General features: G+C 68.2%; 16 protein-coding genes. 13 read left to right on the top strand and 3 right to left on the bottom strand.

Annotated features, from left to right (window positions below):
- Positions 1 to 99: 99 nt before the first annotated feature.
- Positions 100 to 1878 (bottom strand): nif-specific transcriptional activator NifA, encoded by a 1779-nt coding sequence (gene nifA / locus AC07PT_RS26555; RefSeq protein ID WP_494658694.1) that lies wholly within the window; start codon positions 1876 to 1878, stop codon positions 100 to 102.
- A gap of 444 nt (positions 1879 to 2322) precedes the next feature.
- Between nifA and AC07PT_RS26560 the strand changes: the two genes are divergently transcribed.
- The 13 genes from AC07PT_RS26560 (at position 2323) to AC07PT_RS26620 (ending at position 13371) form a co-directional block, all read left to right on the top strand.
- Positions 2323 to 3567, top strand: a complete 1245-nt coding sequence (locus tag AC07PT_RS26560; RefSeq protein ID WP_494658695.1) for an IscS subfamily cysteine desulfurase — start codon at positions 2323 to 2325, stop codon at positions 3565 to 3567.
- A 58-nt stretch (positions 3568 to 3625) separates the two neighbouring features.
- Positions 3626 to 4063, top strand: coding sequence for a Fe-S cluster assembly scaffold IscU (gene iscU, locus AC07PT_RS26565; RefSeq protein ID WP_492345885.1), 438 nt, complete (start codon positions 3626 to 3628; stop codon positions 4061 to 4063).
- 62 nt (positions 4064 to 4125) lie between these two features.
- The gene (gene erpA, locus AC07PT_RS26570; protein ID WP_492345886.1) at positions 4126 to 4506 is read left to right on the top strand and encodes an iron-sulfur cluster insertion protein ErpA; all 381 of its coding nucleotides are present in this window, start codon (positions 4126 to 4128) and stop codon (positions 4504 to 4506) included.
- A 13-nt stretch (positions 4507 to 4519) separates the two neighbouring features.
- Positions 4520 to 4840: an iron-sulfur cluster assembly protein IscA gene (iscA, locus tag AC07PT_RS26575; protein WP_019572744.1), complete on the top strand. Its 321-nt coding sequence runs from the start codon at positions 4520 to 4522 to the stop codon at positions 4838 to 4840.
- A gap of 18 nt (positions 4841 to 4858) precedes the next feature.
- Entirely contained in the window at positions 4859 to 6733 is a 1875-nt protein-coding gene (hscA, locus tag AC07PT_RS26580) for a Fe-S protein assembly chaperone HscA (RefSeq protein ID WP_494658696.1), read from the top strand.
- A 12-nt stretch (positions 6734 to 6745) separates the two neighbouring features.
- Positions 6746 to 7081 carry an ISC system 2Fe-2S type ferredoxin gene (gene fdx, locus AC07PT_RS26585; RefSeq protein WP_492345888.1) on the top strand — a complete coding sequence of 112 codons (336 nt, stop codon included), beginning with the start codon at positions 6746 to 6748 and terminating at the stop codon, positions 7079 to 7081.
- A gap of 338 nt (positions 7082 to 7419) precedes the next feature.
- Complete coding sequence (nifV, locus tag AC07PT_RS26590; RefSeq protein WP_492345889.1) at positions 7420 to 8571, top strand: homocitrate synthase; 1152 nt, start codon at positions 7420 to 7422, stop codon at positions 8569 to 8571.
- Positions 8568 to 9380: a serine O-acetyltransferase gene (gene cysE, locus AC07PT_RS26595; RefSeq protein ID WP_494658697.1), complete on the top strand. Its 813-nt coding sequence runs from the start codon at positions 8568 to 8570 to the stop codon at positions 9378 to 9380. Before nifV ends, cysE begins: the two co-directional genes overlap by 4 nt.
- 4 nt (positions 9381 to 9384) lie before the next feature.
- Positions 9385 to 9723, top strand: a complete 339-nt coding sequence (nifW, locus tag AC07PT_RS26600) for a nitrogenase stabilizing/protective protein NifW (RefSeq protein WP_492345891.1) — start codon at positions 9385 to 9387, stop codon at positions 9721 to 9723.
- 19 nt (positions 9724 to 9742) lie between these two features.
- Positions 9743 to 10591, top strand: a complete 849-nt coding sequence (locus AC07PT_RS26605) for an electron transfer flavoprotein subunit beta/FixA family protein (RefSeq protein WP_492345892.1) — start codon at positions 9743 to 9745, stop codon at positions 10589 to 10591.
- The gene (locus AC07PT_RS26610; protein ID WP_494658698.1) at positions 10588 to 11712 is read left to right on the top strand and encodes an electron transfer flavoprotein subunit alpha/FixB family protein; all 1125 of its coding nucleotides are present in this window, start codon (positions 10588 to 10590) and stop codon (positions 11710 to 11712) included. The genes AC07PT_RS26605 and AC07PT_RS26610 overlap by 4 nt, the downstream gene beginning before the upstream one ends.
- Positions 11713 to 11740: 28 nt before the next feature.
- Complete coding sequence (locus tag AC07PT_RS26615) at positions 11741 to 13051, top strand: FAD-dependent monooxygenase (protein ID WP_027475035.1); 1311 nt, start codon at positions 11741 to 11743, stop codon at positions 13049 to 13051.
- A complete protein-coding gene (locus AC07PT_RS26620) occupies positions 13048 to 13371 on the top strand; it encodes a ferredoxin family protein (RefSeq protein ID WP_492345894.1) in 324 nt (107 codons plus the stop codon). Before AC07PT_RS26615 ends, AC07PT_RS26620 begins: the two co-directional genes overlap by 4 nt.
- Here AC07PT_RS26620 and AC07PT_RS26625 read toward each other — a convergent pair.
- Both AC07PT_RS26625 and adeC read right to left on the bottom strand, forming a co-directional pair.
- Positions 13358 to 13987, bottom strand: a complete 630-nt coding sequence (locus AC07PT_RS26625; protein WP_494658699.1) for a TetR family transcriptional regulator — start codon at positions 13985 to 13987, stop codon at positions 13358 to 13360. The genes AC07PT_RS26620 and AC07PT_RS26625 overlap by 14 nt on opposite strands.
- On the bottom strand, positions 13984 to 15483 hold the full coding sequence (adeC, locus tag AC07PT_RS26630; protein ID WP_492345896.1) for an AdeC/AdeK/OprM family multidrug efflux complex outer membrane factor: 1500 nt from the start codon (positions 15481 to 15483) through the stop codon (positions 13984 to 13986). Before adeC ends, AC07PT_RS26625 begins: the two co-directional genes overlap by 4 nt.
- Between the last annotated feature and the right edge of the window lie 11 nt (positions 15484 to 15494).

The raw sequence follows: 15494 nt of genomic DNA on the forward strand, positions 1-15494 counted from the left end.
CGGACAGGAGAGCGGTGCGCTTGTCAGGCTTGCGACAAAGCGCACACAGGGACGACAAGGGGGCTACAAAGCCAGAACAAGGGGCCAGGGCCGCCCCGTTCAGAACTTGCGCACTTCAATGCCATGCTTGCGCAAGGCATAGCCCATCTGCCGCGGCGAGATCTTGAGCAGCCGCGCCGCCTTGGCCTGCACCCAGCCGCAGCGCTCCATGGCCCAGATCAGGCGTTCGCGCTCGCCCTCGGGCTTGCCGTCGGCGTTGGCCGGGGCGGGCAGGCCGGCCACCAGGCTGGGCAGCGCATCGTCTTCGGCGTCCAGCGCATCGTCTTCGGCGGGATCGTGATCGGCGTGGCCGGCGGCATCGGGCAAGGCATCCACCGCTGCGGGCGGCAACGACGGAGGGGCTGGCAGCGCCGCGCCCGCCTCAGCAGCTTGGCCAGCACGCCCCTGCGGCACCTCATGGATCGGGATCACCCCGTGGCGGCCGGGGCGCACGGCGTCTTCGCGATCGATGTGGTGAAGCACCTGGGTCAGGCAGCGGTTTTCGCGGCACGGAAAGGCCAGGTCAGTGATCACGCCATTGCCGGCCATGGTGGCGGTGCGCTCCACGCAGTTCTCCAGCTCGCGCACATTGCCGGGCCAGTAGCAGCTCGACAGCACGCGCACGGCCGACACATCAAAGCGGGACTGGCGCCCGTTCTCGCGGTTGAAGCGGTCCAGAAAGTGCTGGGCCATGGCCGGGATGTCGCCACGCCGCTCACGCAAAGGCGGCAGCTGGATGCTGATGACGTTGATGCGGTAGTACAGGTCGGCGCGGAACTCGCCGGCCTGCACCATGCGCTCCAGGTTGCGGTTGGTGGCCAGGATCAGGCGCACATCCACCTTCACCTGCGAGGCCCCCCCCACACGCTCGAACACGCGCTCTTGCAGCACACGCAGCAGCTTGGCCTGGAACGAGGCCGAGATGTCCCCGATCTCGTCCAGAAACAAGGTGCCGCCGTGGGCCATCTCGAAGCGCCCCTTGCGCTGGCCCTGGGCGCCCGTGAAGGCGCCCTTCTCATGGCCGAACAGCTCGCTCTCCAGCAGCGACTCGGTCAGGGCGGCGCAGTTGACGCAGACAAAAGCCTCGTTGCGCCGTGGCGACAGGTTGTGGATGGCGCGCGCAATCACCTCCTTGCCGGTGCCGCTCTCGCCACGCAGCAACACGGTGGTACGGGCGGCGGCCACCTGTTCGACCTGGGCGAACACGGCCAGCATGGGCGGCGAGGAGCCCACCACCTGGTCGCTGAGTTGCACGGGCTTCAAGGCCTTGTGCATGCGCCGCGCCTCGTTTTGCAGCGAATCGTGGGCGGCGCTCACACTGCGATGCAGCAGAAAAGCCTGACCCATCATGGTGGCCACCATCTTGAGCAGGTGCAGGTCTTCGGAAAACACGCGACGCGCCCCGGGGTTGAGGCAGTCGACCGACACCACGCCGATGGTGCGCCGGTCGGCTCGGATGGGCATGACCAGCATGGCCACGCAGCTCTCCAGCGACTGATCGGCGCCGCCGGTGCGGTTCAGGAACAGGGGCTCGTTGCGGATGTCGGGCACCACCGCCGGCACGCCACTGGCATACACCCGCCCCACGATGCCTTCGCCCGACTGAAAATGCAGGCGCTGTTGCTCTTCGCGGGTGAGCCCCACCGAGCACAGGCCCCGCAGGCGCCCCTCGGGTTCGCCCAGCAGCACAAAGGCGCGGCGCCACGAGCAGGCGTGCAGCAGGTAGTTGAGGGCTTCCCGAAAAGTCTTGGCGATGTCGAGCGAGGTCGACAGCGTCTTGCTGACCTCGTAGATCGCGTGCAGCTCTCGCCGGGCTTCAGATTCGTGTGTGCTCACCATAGGGCCTCGTTCTCGTGCGCCATCGCGGGGTTTGCGCTGCCTGCGTCCTTGTGGGACAGCGGCAGCCACCATTTCAGACACCACCTGCACCAGCTTTGGGTGGCGCCCGGGCTTGCAGCGCCACCCGCAAGCAGAGATGCAAAAAATATACCTATCGCGAGACTGACACCTGTGTAAAGACCCGGTTGCGCCAGCACTGTCCATGGGGCATGGCGTGCCACGACATTCGTGCGCCCGCAACCACCGCAGCCGCCCGCCCCGTTCAATTGCGACAAACCCGACAAGCCCTGTGGCTGACCAGGGAAGGCGCGCCCACAAATACAACAAAGAGGCAACAAAGAAACGACAAACCACGTCGCAAAAGCACGCTTGCCGACACGAAATCGCGTGGCACCGAAGTTGCAAAACAGGCCTGCCAACCCACTCACACAGCAGGAGCTCCACATGACCGATCCGCGTGCAGACAAAGCCCCGCCCGGCCAAGGCCAGCCGGTCTACCTCGACTACGCCGCCACCACACCCGTGGACCGCAGGGTGCTGAACAGGATGCTGCCTTACCTGACGAATCTGTTCGGCAACCCGGCCAGCCGCTCGCATGCCTACGGCTGGGCCGCCGAAGAGGCGGTGGAGCTGGCCCGTGAGCAGGTCTGCTCGCTGATCAATGCCGATCCGCGCGAGATCGTCTGGACCTCGGGCGCCACCGAATCCAACAACCTGGCCCTCAAGGGCGCCGCACATTTCCACAAGGGGCGCGGGCGCCACCTGGTGACACTGGCCACCGAGCACAAGGCCGTGCTCGACAGCCTGCGCGACCTGGAGCGCGAGGGTTATGAAGTGACGGTGCTACCGGTGCTGGACAGCGGGCTGGTCGACCCCGCCGTGTTCGAGGCCGCGCTGCGCCCCGACACGGTGTTGGCCTCGGTGATGTTCGTGAACAACGAGACCGGCGTGATCCAGGACGTGGCCACGCTGGGCGCCATGTGCCGCGCCCGCGGCGTGATCTTCCATGTGGACGCGGCGCAGGCCGCCGGCAAGGTGCCCATCGACCTGGAACAGTTGCCCATCGACCTGATGTCGCTGTCGGCCCACAAGATCTACGGCCCCAAGGGCATTGGCGCCTTGTATGTGCGCCGCAAGCCCCGCATCCGCATCGATGCGCAGATGCATGGCGGCGGCCACGAACGCGGCATGCGTTCAGGCACGCTGCCCACGCACCAGATCGTGGGCATGGGCGAGGCCTTCTGGCTGGCCCGCGAGACCATGGCGGCCGACAACACCCGCATCGAGGCCCTGCGCGAGCGCCTGTGGGCCGGCCTGTCAAAGATGGACTCGGTGGTGCTCAACGGCCACCCGCAACAGCGCGCCCCCCAGTACCTGAACGTGAGCTTCAACTACGTGGAGGGCGAATCGCTGCTGATGGGGGTGAAGAACCTGGCCGTGTCCTCGGGCTCGGCCTGCACCTCGGCCAGCCTGGAGCCCAGTTACGTGCTGCGTGCCATGGGCCGCAGCGACGAGCTGGCCCACAGCTCGGTGCGCTTCTCGCTGGGGCGTTTCACCACCGAGGCCGAGATCGACTTTGCCATCGCCCAGGTCAGCGAAGTGGTCGAGCGCCTGCGCGCCATGAGCCCGCTGTGGGACATGGTGCAGGCCGGCGTCGACCTGTCCAGCATCCAGTGGGCGGCGCACTGAGCCGGTGCCCGGCTGCTGGCGCCCTTCTTCATCCCCCCAATCCGACACGGAGTACCCCATGGCTTACAGCGACAAAGTGATCGACCACTATGAAAACCCCCGCAACGTGGGGGCCTTCAGCGCCGAGGACGAGGGCGTTGGCACCGGCATGGTCGGGGCCCCGGCCTGCGGCGACGTGATGCGGCTGCAGATCCGCGTGAACGCAGCCGGCGTGATCGAAGACGCGCGCTTCAAGACCTATGGCTGCGGCTCGGCGATTGCGTCGAGCTCGCTGGTCACTGAATGGGTGCGCGGGCGCACCCTGGACGAAGCCCTCAACATCAAGAACGCCGAGATCGCCGAAGAGCTGGCCCTGCCGCCCGTGAAGATCCACTGCTCCATCCTGGCCGAAGACGCCATCAAGGCCGCAGTGGCCGACTACCGAGCGCGCCACGCCGGCCAGGCCGCCGTGGTGAGCGAGCAGCCGGTGTGCCGCTCCAGCGCCAGCCAGGGCTGAACGATCCCCCTCCCCCCAACCCAGACCCGCCCCCCCCCAACCACCGACCAAGGAATACCGCCATGGCCCACGCCAGCCCCACCCCTGTAGAGGCCGCCCCGCCCGGCCTGATGCCCTCGCTGCTCGAATTCACCCACCAGGCCGCCGCCAAGGTGGCCGAACTGATCGAGGAAGAAGGCAACCCCGACCTGAAGCTGCGCCTGTATGTGACGGGTGGCGGCTGCTCGGGCTTCCAATATGGCTTTGCCTTTGACGACCAGTTGGCCGAAGACGACACCACCATCGTCACCGAAGGCGTGGCCCTGGTGGTCGACGCCATGAGCCAGCAGTACCTGATGGGCGCACGCGTCGATTACGAAGAGGGCCTGGAAGGCTCGCGCTTCGTGATCCACAACCCCAATGCGCAGACCACCTGCGGCTGCGGCAGTTCGTTCTCGGTCTGAAGGAGAAGCCCCCATGATCAGCCTGACCCCGGCGGCCGCCCGCCACATCCAGAAATCGCTTTACAAGCGCGGCTCGGGACTGGGCCTGCGCCTGGCCGTGAAAACCAGCGGCTGCTCAGGCTATGCCTATGCCCTGGAGTTCGTCGACCAGGCCAACCCCGAGGACACCTGCTTCGAGGCCCATGGCGTGAGCGTGATCGTTGACCCCCGCAGCCTGGGCATGCTGGACGGCACCGAGCTGGACTTTGTGCGCGAAGGCCTGAACGAGGGCTTCAAGTTCAACAACCCGAACGCGCGCGCCAACTGCGGCTGCGGCGAAAGCTTCGCCGTCTGAACCGGGAGCCCCAGCGCCATGGCCCTGTTGCAAATCACCGAACCCGGCCAGAGCGCCGCGCCCCATCAGCACGTGCTGGCCGCCGGCATCGACCTGGGCACCACCAACTCGCTGATTGCGACCGTGCAAAGCGCCCTGCCCCGCGCCCTGGCCGATGCCCAGGGCCGCTACCTGTTGCCCTCGGTGGTGCGCTACCAGGCCGAGGCCGCGCCCTGCGTGGGGTACGAGGCCCAGGCCCAGCAGGCCAGCGACCCGCGCAACACGGTGGTGTCGGTCAAGCGCTTCATGGGCCGGGGCCTGGCCGACGTGCGCGAAGCGGCCGACCTGCCCTATGAATTTCTGGACCGCCCCGGCATGGTGAGCCTGGCCACCGCCGCGGGCGAGCGCTCGCCGGTGCAGGTGTCGGCCGACATCCTGGGCGCGCTGCGCGAGCGGGCCGAAGCCACGCTGGGCGGGCCGCTGTCGGGCGTGGTGATCACGGTGCCGGCATATTTTGACGACGCCCAGCGCCAGGCCACCAAGGATGCCGCGCGCCTGGCCGGCCTGAACGTGCTGCGCCTGCTCAACGAACCCACGGCGGCCGCCATTGCCTACGGCCTGGACCAGCGCGCCGAGGGCACTTTCGCCATCTACGACCTGGGCGGCGGCACCTTCGACATCTCGGTGCTGCGCCTGAGCCAGGGCGTGTTCGAGGTGCTGGCCACGGGAGGCGATTCGGCCCTGGGCGGTGACGACTTCGACGCCGTGATCGCTCGGTGGTTCTGCGCCCAGCACGCGCTGGAGGCCCCCGCCCGCCTGCCCCCTGGGGTTCAGCGTGGCCTGCTGGCTGCGGCCCGGACCGCCAAGGAGGCCCTGAGCGACGCGCCTGAGGTGCTCATGCGCCTGGCCCTGGAGGGCGCCCCGCCCTTGCAGGCCGAGCTGACGCGGGCCGCCTTTGCCACGCTGGGCCAGGCGCTGATCGAGCGCACCCTGCAGGCCTCGCGCCGCGCCCTGCGCGACGCCGGCCTGAAGGCCGACGAACTGGACGGCGTGGTGCTGGTGGGCGGCTCCACGCGCATGCCGCTGGCCCGCGAGGCAGTGCAGGCCTTTTTTGGCCGGGCACCGCTGGCCGACATCGACCCCGACCAGGTGGTGGCCCTGGGGGCGGCCATGCAGGCCGATGTGCTGGCCGGCAATGGCCGCCAGGACCCCTGGCTGCTGCTGGACGTGTGCCCGCTGTCGCTGGGGCTGGAGACCATGGGTGGCCTGGTGGAGAAGATCATTCCGCGCAACTCGACCTTGCCGGTGGCGCGGGCCCAGGAGTTCACCACTTTCAAGGACGGCCAGACCGCCATGGCCCTGCACGTGGTGCAGGGTGAACGCGACAGCGTGGCCGAATGCCGCAGCCTGGCGCGCTTTGAGCTGCGCGGCATCCCGCCGGCCGTGGCCGGGGCGGCGCGCATCCAGGTGACGTTCCAGATCGATGCCGATGGCCTGCTGTCGGTGAGCGCACGCGAGCAGACCAGCGGGGTGCAGGCCCATGTCGAGGTCAAGCCCTCGTACGGACTGCAAGACAGCCAGATCGCGGCCATGCTGCAAGACGCGGTGGGCGCGGCCCGCGCCGACATGCAGCTGCGCGCCCTGCGCGAGGCCCAGGTGGACGCCCGGCGCCTGCTGGACGCCACCGAGGGCGCGCTGGCCCAAGACCACGCCCTGCTGAACGGGGCCGAGCTGGCCCGTGTGCGCCAGGCCCTGTACCAGTTGGCCGAGCAGTTGGAGACCGAGGCCCCGCTGGAGCGCCTGCGCGAGGCCAGCGAGGCCTTGTCGCAAGAGACCGCCGAGTTTGCGGCCCGGCGCATGAACGCGTCGATCCAGCGCGCCCTGTCGGGCCAGCTGATCGACAGCCTGAGCTGAGGGTGGCCCGCCATGCCCCAGATCACGCTGCTGCCCCACCCCGAGCTGTGCCCCGAAGGCCGCACGCTGGACATGCGCCGCGGCGCCATGCTGTGTCGCGGCCTGCTGGAGGCCGGCATTGCCATCGAGCACGCCTGCGAGATGGTGGCGGCCTGCGCCACCTGCCACGTGCATGTGCGCAGCGGTGCCGGCTCGCTGAGCCCGCCCGACGATGAGGAAAACGACCAGCTCGACAACGCCTGGGGGCTGGACGCGCAGTCGCGCCTGGCCTGTTGCGTGAAAGTGCGCGACGCCGACCTGGTGATCGAGCTGCCACGCCACACCCGCAACCACGCCCGCGAGGCCTGAGAGCCTGAGCCAGAGCCTGAGAGCGCGAGAGAGCCTGAACAGGCTCTGAACCCGCAGGGCTTGGGCCGCCCCCGCACCGCTCCCATCCCCCACCCATCACCCCCTGTTCACAAGGGCCGGCCATGCCGGCCCTTGCTGCTTTGGCAGGGCCGCTTTTCCGGGCTGTCGCGGCCCTGCCGCGCCACGTGTTGCAAACAGCACATTCCCGACATCGCAGGCCGCAGGGGGTGGGGTTTGCAGGCCGACAACAGGGGCTGCAGCGGCCCATCCGTGTCGGGTTTGCAGGCTGTGGCCCATGGCACGCGCTTTGCGAAGAAGGGGCAGGAAGGACCCCATCCATGACCTCCTCGCTAGTGATCAACGACACCACCCTGCGCGACGGCGAACAGACTGCCGGCGTGGCGTTCACCGATGCCGAGAAATGCGCGATTGCCAGCGCCCTGGCCGAAGCCGGCGTGCCCGAGATGGAGATCGGCATCCCGGCCATGGGCCAGGAAGAACTGGCCAGCATCGAATCCATCGTGGCCCTGGGCCTGCCGGTTCGCCTGATGGTGTGGGGCCGCATGACGCGGGGCGATCTGCACCAGGCGTTGCGCACGGGGGCCGACATCATCCACCTGTCGATCCCGGTGTCGGATATCCACTTGGAACACAAGCTGCGCCAATCGCGTGAGGCGGTGCTGCGCCAGATGACCGAGGTGCTGGAGTTGGCCGTGGCCAGCGGCCGGCACATCTCGGTGGGGGCTGAGGACGCCTCGCGCGCCGACCCCGATTTTCTGGACCTGGTGGCCCGCCGCGCCCAGGCCTGCGGGGCGCGCCGCATCCGCTTTGCCGACACGCTGGGCGTGCTGGACCCGTTTGCCACCCACGAGGCCATTGCCCGCCTGCGCGCCGCGGTGGACCTGGAGATCGAAGTCCACGCCCATGACGACCTGGGCCTGGCCACCGCCAACACCCTGGCCGGCCTGCGGGCCGGGGCCAGCCACGCCAACACCACCGTCAACGGCCTGGGCGAGCGCGCCGGCAACGCCGCCCTCGAAGAGGTGGTGATGGGCCTGCGCCACCTGCACCAGGGGCAGACCGGCATCGACACGCGCGCGCTGCTGGGCATTTCACGCCTGGTGGAGCGGGCCTCGGGGCGCAGCGTGGCCTTCAACAAAAGCATTGTGGGCGAAGCGGTGTTCACCCATGAGTCGGGCATCCACATCGATGGCCTGCTGAAGAACGCCAGCACCTACGAGAGCTTTGACCCCGCCGAGCTGGGCCGCCAGCGCCGCACGGTGCTGGGCAAGCACTCGGGTGCCCATGCAGTGCGCCAGGCCTACAGCGCCCTGGGGGTGGAGGTGGAGGATGGCCCGCTGGCCAGCCACCTGCTGGCCCGCGTGCGCGAGCACGCGGTGCGCGTGAAGCGCGAGCCCAATGCCGCCGACCTGGTGCGCTTTCTCAGCGAGGGCCCGGCGCTGACCGACCTGAAGGCGATGGCAGCATGAACACCCGCCTCATCCCGCCGCTGCCCGAGCCGGCCCCGACCACGGCAACGCCCGGGCAACCCGGCTGGTGGGCCAGCCTGCGCGCCGACGTGGACTGCGTGCTGGCACGCGACCCCGCCGCACGCAACCGGCTGGAGGTGTGGACGATCTACCCCGGCGTGCATGCCGTGGCCTGGCACCGGGTGGCGCACGCCCTGTGGCAGCGGGGCTGGCGCTACCTGCCGCGCTGGATGGCCTTTGTGGCCCGGGCCCTGACGCAGGTGGACATCCACCCCGGGGCGCACATTGGTCAGCGCTTTTTCATCGACCACGGCGCCGGGGTGGTGATCGGCGAGACCGCCGACATCGGCGACGACGTGACCCTGTACCACGGTGTGACCCTGGGCGGCACCACCTGGCGTGCCGGCAAGCGCCACCCCACGCTGGGCCACCGGGTGGTGGTCGGGGCCGGTGCCAAGATCCTGGGCGCCATCGAGGTGGGCGACGACGCCCGCATCGCCGCCAACTCGGTGGTGATCGAGCCGGTGCCTGCGGGTGCCACCGTGGTCGGCATCCCCGGCCGGGTGGTGGCGCGCCGGCGTGATGCGCCGCACGGCTTCGACCTCAACCACCACCTGATCCCCGACCCGCTGGGCAAGGCCGTGTCCTGCCTGCTGGACCGCGTGGCGCGGCTGGAGGCAGCCGGTGCCCCAACGGGCCCTGCCCAGGCCCTGCGCCCCGACAGTGAATGCGCCCAGTGCGACGGCGCGCAACTGCCCCACACCCGGCCCTCCGGGGCCGATCCCCGATCCTGTCCTACCGAGGAGTGAACCCATGGAAGACCTGCTCATGCAACTCAAGTCGCTGTCCTCGGCAGAGGACTTTCTTGAATTTTTCGGCGTGCCCTTTGACCAGAAGGTGGTCAACGTGAGCCGCCTGCACATCCTGAAGCGCTTTTTTCAGTACATCCGCCAGCAATCCGCCGCGCCCACCAGCGACGAAGTGAAGCTGTTCACGGTGTACCGGGACCTGCTCACGCAGGCCTATGCCGACTTCGTGAACTCGACGCCGGCGCAGGAGAAGGTGTTCAAGGTGTTTCAGGACACCCAGGGCACGCAGCATGTCCCGCTGGACCGGCTGCGCGCATCCATGACCCCGCGCACCGCCGCATAAGCCCAAGGAGAGGCAAGCCATGCACATCGTCGTCTGTATCAAGCAGGTTCCGGACTCGGCGCAGATCCGGGTCCACCCGGTGACCAACACCATCATGCGCCAGGGGGTGCCGGCCATCGTCAACCCTTACGACCTGTTCTCGCTCGAGGAGGCGCTGCGCCTCAAGGACAAGCTGGGCGGCAAGGTGACCATGCTCTGCATGGGCCCGCCGCAGGCCGAAGATGCGCTGCGCAAGTGCATCGGCTTCGGGGCCGATGACGCGGTGCTGGTGACCGACCGGGCCTTTGCCGGTGCCGACACCCTGGCCACCTCGTACGCCCTGGCGGCCGGCGTGCGCCAACTGGCCCGCGAGCAGGCGGTGGACATCGTATTCACCGGCAAGCAGACCATCGACGGCGACACCGCCCAGGTGGGGCCGGGCATTGCCAAGCGCCTGGGCCTGCAGCTGCTGACCTATGTGTCGCGCATCATCGAAACCGATCTGGTGAACCGCACCATCACAGTGGAGCGGCGCGCCGAAGGCGGGGTGCAGGTGCTGAAAACCGCCCTGCCCTGCCTGATCACGATGCTCGAAAACACCAACGAGATGCGCTTTGCCAACCTGCCCGCCATGATCCACGCCGCGGCCTACCCGGTGCGCAAATGGAACAAGGAGCAGGCCGGCATCGAAGACCCGGCCAAGATCGGCCTGAAGGGCTCGCCCACGGTGGTGAGCAAGGTGTTCGGCCCCACGCCGCGCAGCGAGAAGGCCGACATGCTGGCGCTGGAGACTTCCAGCCTGCGCGACGTGTCGCTGAACCTGATCCAGAAGATTTTCACCCGCCACCCCACGCTCGAATCCGATCTGCTGATGAAGGAGCTGACATGAGCACGCCCACACCTTCCGCCACGCCCGCCCCGGCCACCGCTGGGGCACGCCCCGCCGGCCGGGGCCGCAACCTGGAATTGCCCGAGCACCTGAAGGCCTACAAGGGCGTGTGGGTGTTCATCGAACACGACCGAGGCCATGTGCACAGCGTGTCCTGGGAACTGCTGGGCGAGGCGCGCAAGCTGGCCGACACCCTGGGCAGCAGCGTGGGCGCGGTGATCCTGGGCGGCGACGACGAAGTCCTGGAAAAGTTCGCTGCCGAGGCCTTCACCATGGGCGCCGACAAAGCCTATGTGATGCATGACCCGGTGCTCAAGGGCTACCGCAACGAGCCCTTCACCAAGGGCCTGACCGACCTGGTCAACAAGCACCAGCCCGAGATCCTGCTGCTGGGCGCCACCTCGATGGGGCGCGATCTGGCAGGCTCGGTGGCCACCACCTTGCTGACCGGGCTGACCGCCGACTGCACCGAGCTGAAGATCGACCCCGTCTCGCGTGCCCTGGCCGCCACCCGGCCGACTTTCGGTGGCTCGCTGCTGTGCACCATCATGACCCTGGCCTACCGGCCGCAGATGGCCACGGTGCGGCCCCGCGTGATGGCCATGCCGGCGATCGACGCCACGCGCAGCGGCGAGATCACACAGGAGAGCCTGGGCATGGTGGAGACCCAGATCGTGACCAAGCTTCTGGACTTCATTGCCGACGCCAACAGCCAGCAGATCAACCTGCCCTATGCCGACGTGATCGTGAGCGGGGGCAAGGGGCTGAAGAACCCCGACAACTTCAAGCTGGTGTTCGAGCTGGCCCGGGTGCTGGGCGGCGAGGTGGGCGCCACCCGCCCCTGCGTGCAGGCGGGCTGGGTGGAGGCCGAGCGCCAGGTGGGCCAGACCGGCAAGACGGTGCGGCCCAAGCTGTACATCGCGGCGGGCATCTCGGGCGCCATCCAGCACCGGGTGGGCATGGAAGCCTCGGACGTGATCGTGGCCATCAACACCGACCCGAATGCGCCGATCTTCGAATTTGCGCACTACGGCATCGTGGGCAACGCCATGCAGGTGCTGCCGGCACTGACGCAGGCCTTTGCCGGCCATTTCGCCAACCACCGGCGCCAGGCTGCCTGAGCGGCGCCACTCACACCAAGGGCAGATCATGAAAAAACCCTCTCAATTCGATGCCATCGTGGTGGGTGCGGGCCCCTCGGGCAACGCCTGCGCCTACACCCTGGCCAAGGCCGGCCTGAAGGTGCTGCAGATCGAGCGCGGTGAATACCCGGGCAGCAAGAACGTGCAGGGTGCGATCCTGTACGCCAAGGCGCTGGAGGAGATCATTCCGGATTTCCGCGATGACGCGCCGCTGGAGCGCCACATCATCGAGCAGCGCATGTGGATGCTGGACGAAAGCTCTTTTGTCGGCACCCACATCCGCAGCGAGGACTACAACAAGCCGCCGTACAACCGCTACACCATCATCCGGGCGCAGTTCGACAAGTGGTTCAGCTCCAAGGTGCGCGAGGCCGGCGCCCTGCTGATCTGCGAGACCACGGTGAACCACCTGATCATGGACGGCGACCAGGTGGTGGGCGTGCAGTGCGACCGCGAACAGGGCGATGTGTATGCCGACGTGGTGATCCTGGCCGACGGCGTGAATTCGACGCTGGCACGCAAGGCGGGCTTCCACGGCGAGATCAAGTCGAGCAACGTGGCCCTGGCCGTGAAAGAGATCCTGTTCATGCCCGAAGAGACGATACGCCAGCGCTTCAACGTAGGCGAGGAGTCGGGGGTGGTGATCGAGATGGTGGGGCGCATCACCGACGGCATGATGGGCACCGGCTTTCTGTACACCAACAAGGAGTCCATCACCATTGGCGTGGGCTGCATGCTGAGCGACTTCACCGGCAACCCGAACCGCACCAGCCCCTATGTGCTGCTGGAGCAGATGAAGCGCCACCCCTCGATTGCGCCGCTGATCGAAGGCGGCGAGATGAAGGAGTACTGCGCCCACCTGATCCCGGAAGGCGGCTTTCACGCCATCCCCAAGGTGTACGGCCACGGCTGGATGATCGTGGGCGACTCGGGCGGCTTTGTGAACGCGGCCCACCGGGAGGGCTCGAACCTGGCCATGACCACGGGGCGCCTCGCCGCCGAGACGGTGATCCAGGCCAAGGCCGCCGGCCAGGGCTTCCGCGAAAGCGCCTTGAAGGGCTACAAGGCGGCGCTCGACGAGAGCTTTGTCATGAAAGACCTGCACAAGTACCGTGACATGCCCGCCGTGTTGCACCAGAACCCGCAGTTCTTCACCACCTACCCCGATCTGCTGGCCCGTGCCGCCCGCACCATGATCACGGTGGATGGCGTGGACAAGAAAACCAAGGAGCGCGAGATCCTCTCCAGCTTCCGCAAGACCCGTTCGCTGACCGGCCTGGTGGGCGACGCATTCAAGATCTGGAGGGCCTTTCGATGAACCCCAACACCCACCCCACCCCGGGCCACATCACGGTGAACGTGGAAGAAAAGCTCTTCCAGAACCGCTACAAGGTGGACGCCGGGCGACCCCACATCCGCATCAAGGATGCCGACATCTGCACCCATGCCTGCGCCAGCAAAAGCTGCACCTTTGTGTGCCCGGCCTCCTGCTACAAGACCGAGGGCAATGGCACCGTGACCCTGATCACCGACGGCTGCCTGGAGTGCGGCAGCTGCCGCATCCTGTGCAGCGAGTTCTCCAACGTCGACTGGGAGTACCCGCGCGGCGGGCACGGCATTCTGTTCAAGTTTGGCTGAGGGCCGCGCCCTGTAGCAGCCAGGCGATGGCCTGGCGGTGCTGAGGGACACCACCAGCCGCCGCAGCAAGGCCCTGGCCGCGCAGACAATCCAGCGCCAGCGCATGCAGGCATTCGCCCAGCACCTGCGGCTGGCAGCCCGCCCGCAGCAGGCCGCGGGCCTCGGCCAGCGCACAGACCTCCACCAGCCGCGCCGAGGCGTCGGCCACCTGGCGCTGCAGCGGCTCCACCAGATCAAGGGGCAGCCCGGCCGCGCTGGCACCGCCGTGCTGCAGGGACAACACCAGGGCCAGCAGGCTGCGCTGGCGGAGGTCGGCCAGGCAACAGTCGATGCGCTGCACCAGGGTTTCGCGCAGCAGGGCCAGGGGGTTGTGGCACTGCAGGTAGGGATGCAGGTCAGGGCCGAGGTCGAGCGGCCACCGAAACCCCTGGAACACCTCGCGCACCAGGCTGGCCCGGTCGGTGAAGTGCCAGTAGACGGCCCCCCGCGTCACGTGGGCCTGTTGGGCCACGTGCTGAAAGCTTGCGCCGCCGACACCATGCTGGACAAAGGCCTGCAGGGCCCCGGCCAGGATGGCTTCGCGGGTGCGCAACGCACCGGCGCGGCTGCGTTTCATGGCGCCCGGCTGCTGTCGGTGGCCGGCAGGGTGGCCACGGGTTGGCCCGTGTTCTCGACCCAGCCGCCCCCGAGCGCCTTGTAGAAAGTGATCAGGTTCGACTGCTGCGACAGGCGCAGCCCGATCAGGTTCTGCTGCGCTGCATAGAGGGTGCGCTGCGAATCGAGCTCATTGAGGTAGCTGTCCACCCCGCGCTTGAAGCGGGCCTGCGAAAGGCGGTAGGCGTCGTCGGCCGCCTCCACCAGCGAGGTCTGGGCCGACAGTTGCCGCTCGATGCCCGTGCGCAGCGCCAGCGCATCAGAGACCTCCTTGAAGGCGCTCTGGATGGCTTTTTCGTACTGGGCCAGGTAGACATCGCGGTCGGTCTTGGCAATGCTCAGGTTGGCCTCGTTGGCGCCGGCATTGAAGATCGGCAACGAGACCTGGGGCGCGAAGGTCCAGGCCCCCGAGCCCCCCTTGAACAGGCCCGACAGGCTCGCGCTGGAGCTGCCCGCACTGGCCGTGAGGCTGATGCGCGGGTAGAAGGCGGCCCGCGCGGCACCGATGTTGGCATTGGCGGCGCGCAGATTGCGCTCGGCCTGCAGGATGTCGGGGCGCCGCTGCAGCAGATCGGACGACAGCCCGGGCGGCACCTGGGCCAGGGGGTTGGCGGCCACGGCCACGCTGTCGGGCAGGCCTGTGGGCAGCAGGCGATCAGGCAGCTCGGCCCCCACCAGCAGGGTCAGGGCATGGCGGTCCTGGGCCACCTGGGTGAGGTACTTTTCGACATCCACCCGCGCCGATTCGACGCTGGTCTGTGACTGGCGCAGGGTCAGTGCCGAGCTGACGCCCAGCTCGAAGCTGCGCTGGTTGAGCCGGTAGGTGGCGGTCTGGCTGAACAAGGTGTCTTGCGCCAGCTTCAGGCGCTCCTGGTCGCTGGCCAGGGTGAGGTAGGCGGTGGCCACCTCGGCCACCAGGCTGATCTGGGTGCTGCGCCTGGCCTCGGCCGTGGCCATGAAGGATTCGAGCGCCTGGGTGCTGAGGCTGCGCACCCGGCCGAACAGGTCCAGCTCATAGGCGCTGAAGCCCAGCGAAGCACTGTAGCTCTGGCCTGTGACCGTGCGACCGGTGGCCGACAGATCAGCCGGGGTGCGGCTGGCGGACTCGCCCAGGCTGGCGTTGACCGAGGGCAGCAGCGCGGCGCGCTGCACGCCGTACTGTGCGCGTGCCTTTTCGATGTTCAGCACGGCCACCCGCAGGTCGCGGTTGTTGGCCAGGGCCAGATCGATGAGCTCGCGCAGCGAGGGGTCGGTGCAGACATCGCGCCAACCGATGTCGGCCACTGGCTGCACGGCCGTGCCGGGGTCGCCCGCAAAATGATCGGGTACCGGGGCCTGGGGTCGTTCATAGGCCGGCATGAGGCTGCACCCCGACAGAATGAGCGCCAGGGCTAAGGGTGCCAGAACAGACCGGGGCGACAGACCGGCAAGTGACAGGGGGGAACGGGACGGGTTCATGGTGTTGTCCT

Source organism: Curvibacter sp. GW821-FHT09D12, assembly GCF_059416245.1.

Bases quoted from the DNA above. Each gene is read 5' to 3' on its own strand.
- fdx (WP_492345888.1), top strand. From the start codon at position 6,746: ATGCCCCAGATCACGCTGCTGCCCCACCCCGAGCTGTGCCCCGAAGGC.
- hscA (WP_494658696.1), top strand. From the start codon at position 4,859: ATGGCCCTGTTGCAAATCACCGAACCCGGCCAGAGCGCCGCGCCCCAT.
- iscU (WP_492345885.1), top strand. From the start codon at position 3,626: ATGGCTTACAGCGACAAAGTGATCGACCACTATGAAAACCCCCGCAAC.
- nifV (WP_492345889.1), top strand. From the start codon at position 7,420: ATGACCTCCTCGCTAGTGATCAACGACACCACCCTGCGCGACGGCGAA.
- nifW (WP_492345891.1), top strand. From the start codon at position 9,385: ATGGAAGACCTGCTCATGCAACTCAAGTCGCTGTCCTCGGCAGAGGAC.
- AC07PT_RS26560 (WP_494658695.1), top strand. From the start codon at position 2,323: ATGACCGATCCGCGTGCAGACAAAGCCCCGCCCGGCCAAGGCCAGCCG.
- erpA (WP_492345886.1), top strand. From the start codon at position 4,126: ATGGCCCACGCCAGCCCCACCCCTGTAGAGGCCGCCCCGCCCGGCCTG.
- iscA (WP_019572744.1), top strand. From the start codon at position 4,520: ATGATCAGCCTGACCCCGGCGGCCGCCCGCCACATCCAGAAATCGCTT.
- AC07PT_RS26625 (WP_494658699.1), bottom strand. From the start codon at position 13,987: ATGAAACGCAGCCGCGCCGGTGCGTTGCGCACCCGCGAAGCCATCCTG.
- cysE (WP_494658697.1), top strand. From the start codon at position 8,568: ATGAACACCCGCCTCATCCCGCCGCTGCCCGAGCCGGCCCCGACCACG.
- AC07PT_RS26605 (WP_492345892.1), top strand. From the start codon at position 9,743: ATGCACATCGTCGTCTGTATCAAGCAGGTTCCGGACTCGGCGCAGATC.
- adeC (WP_492345896.1), bottom strand. From the start codon at position 15,483: ATGAACCCGTCCCGTTCCCCCCTGTCACTTGCCGGTCTGTCGCCCCGG.
- nifA (WP_494658694.1), bottom strand. From the start codon at position 1,878: ATGGTGAGCACACACGAATCTGAAGCCCGGCGAGAGCTGCACGCGATC.
- AC07PT_RS26610 (WP_494658698.1), top strand. From the start codon at position 10,588: ATGAGCACGCCCACACCTTCCGCCACGCCCGCCCCGGCCACCGCTGGG.
- AC07PT_RS26620 (WP_492345894.1), top strand. From the start codon at position 13,048: ATGAACCCCAACACCCACCCCACCCCGGGCCACATCACGGTGAACGTG.
- AC07PT_RS26615 (WP_027475035.1), top strand. From the start codon at position 11,741: ATGAAAAAACCCTCTCAATTCGATGCCATCGTGGTGGGTGCGGGCCCC.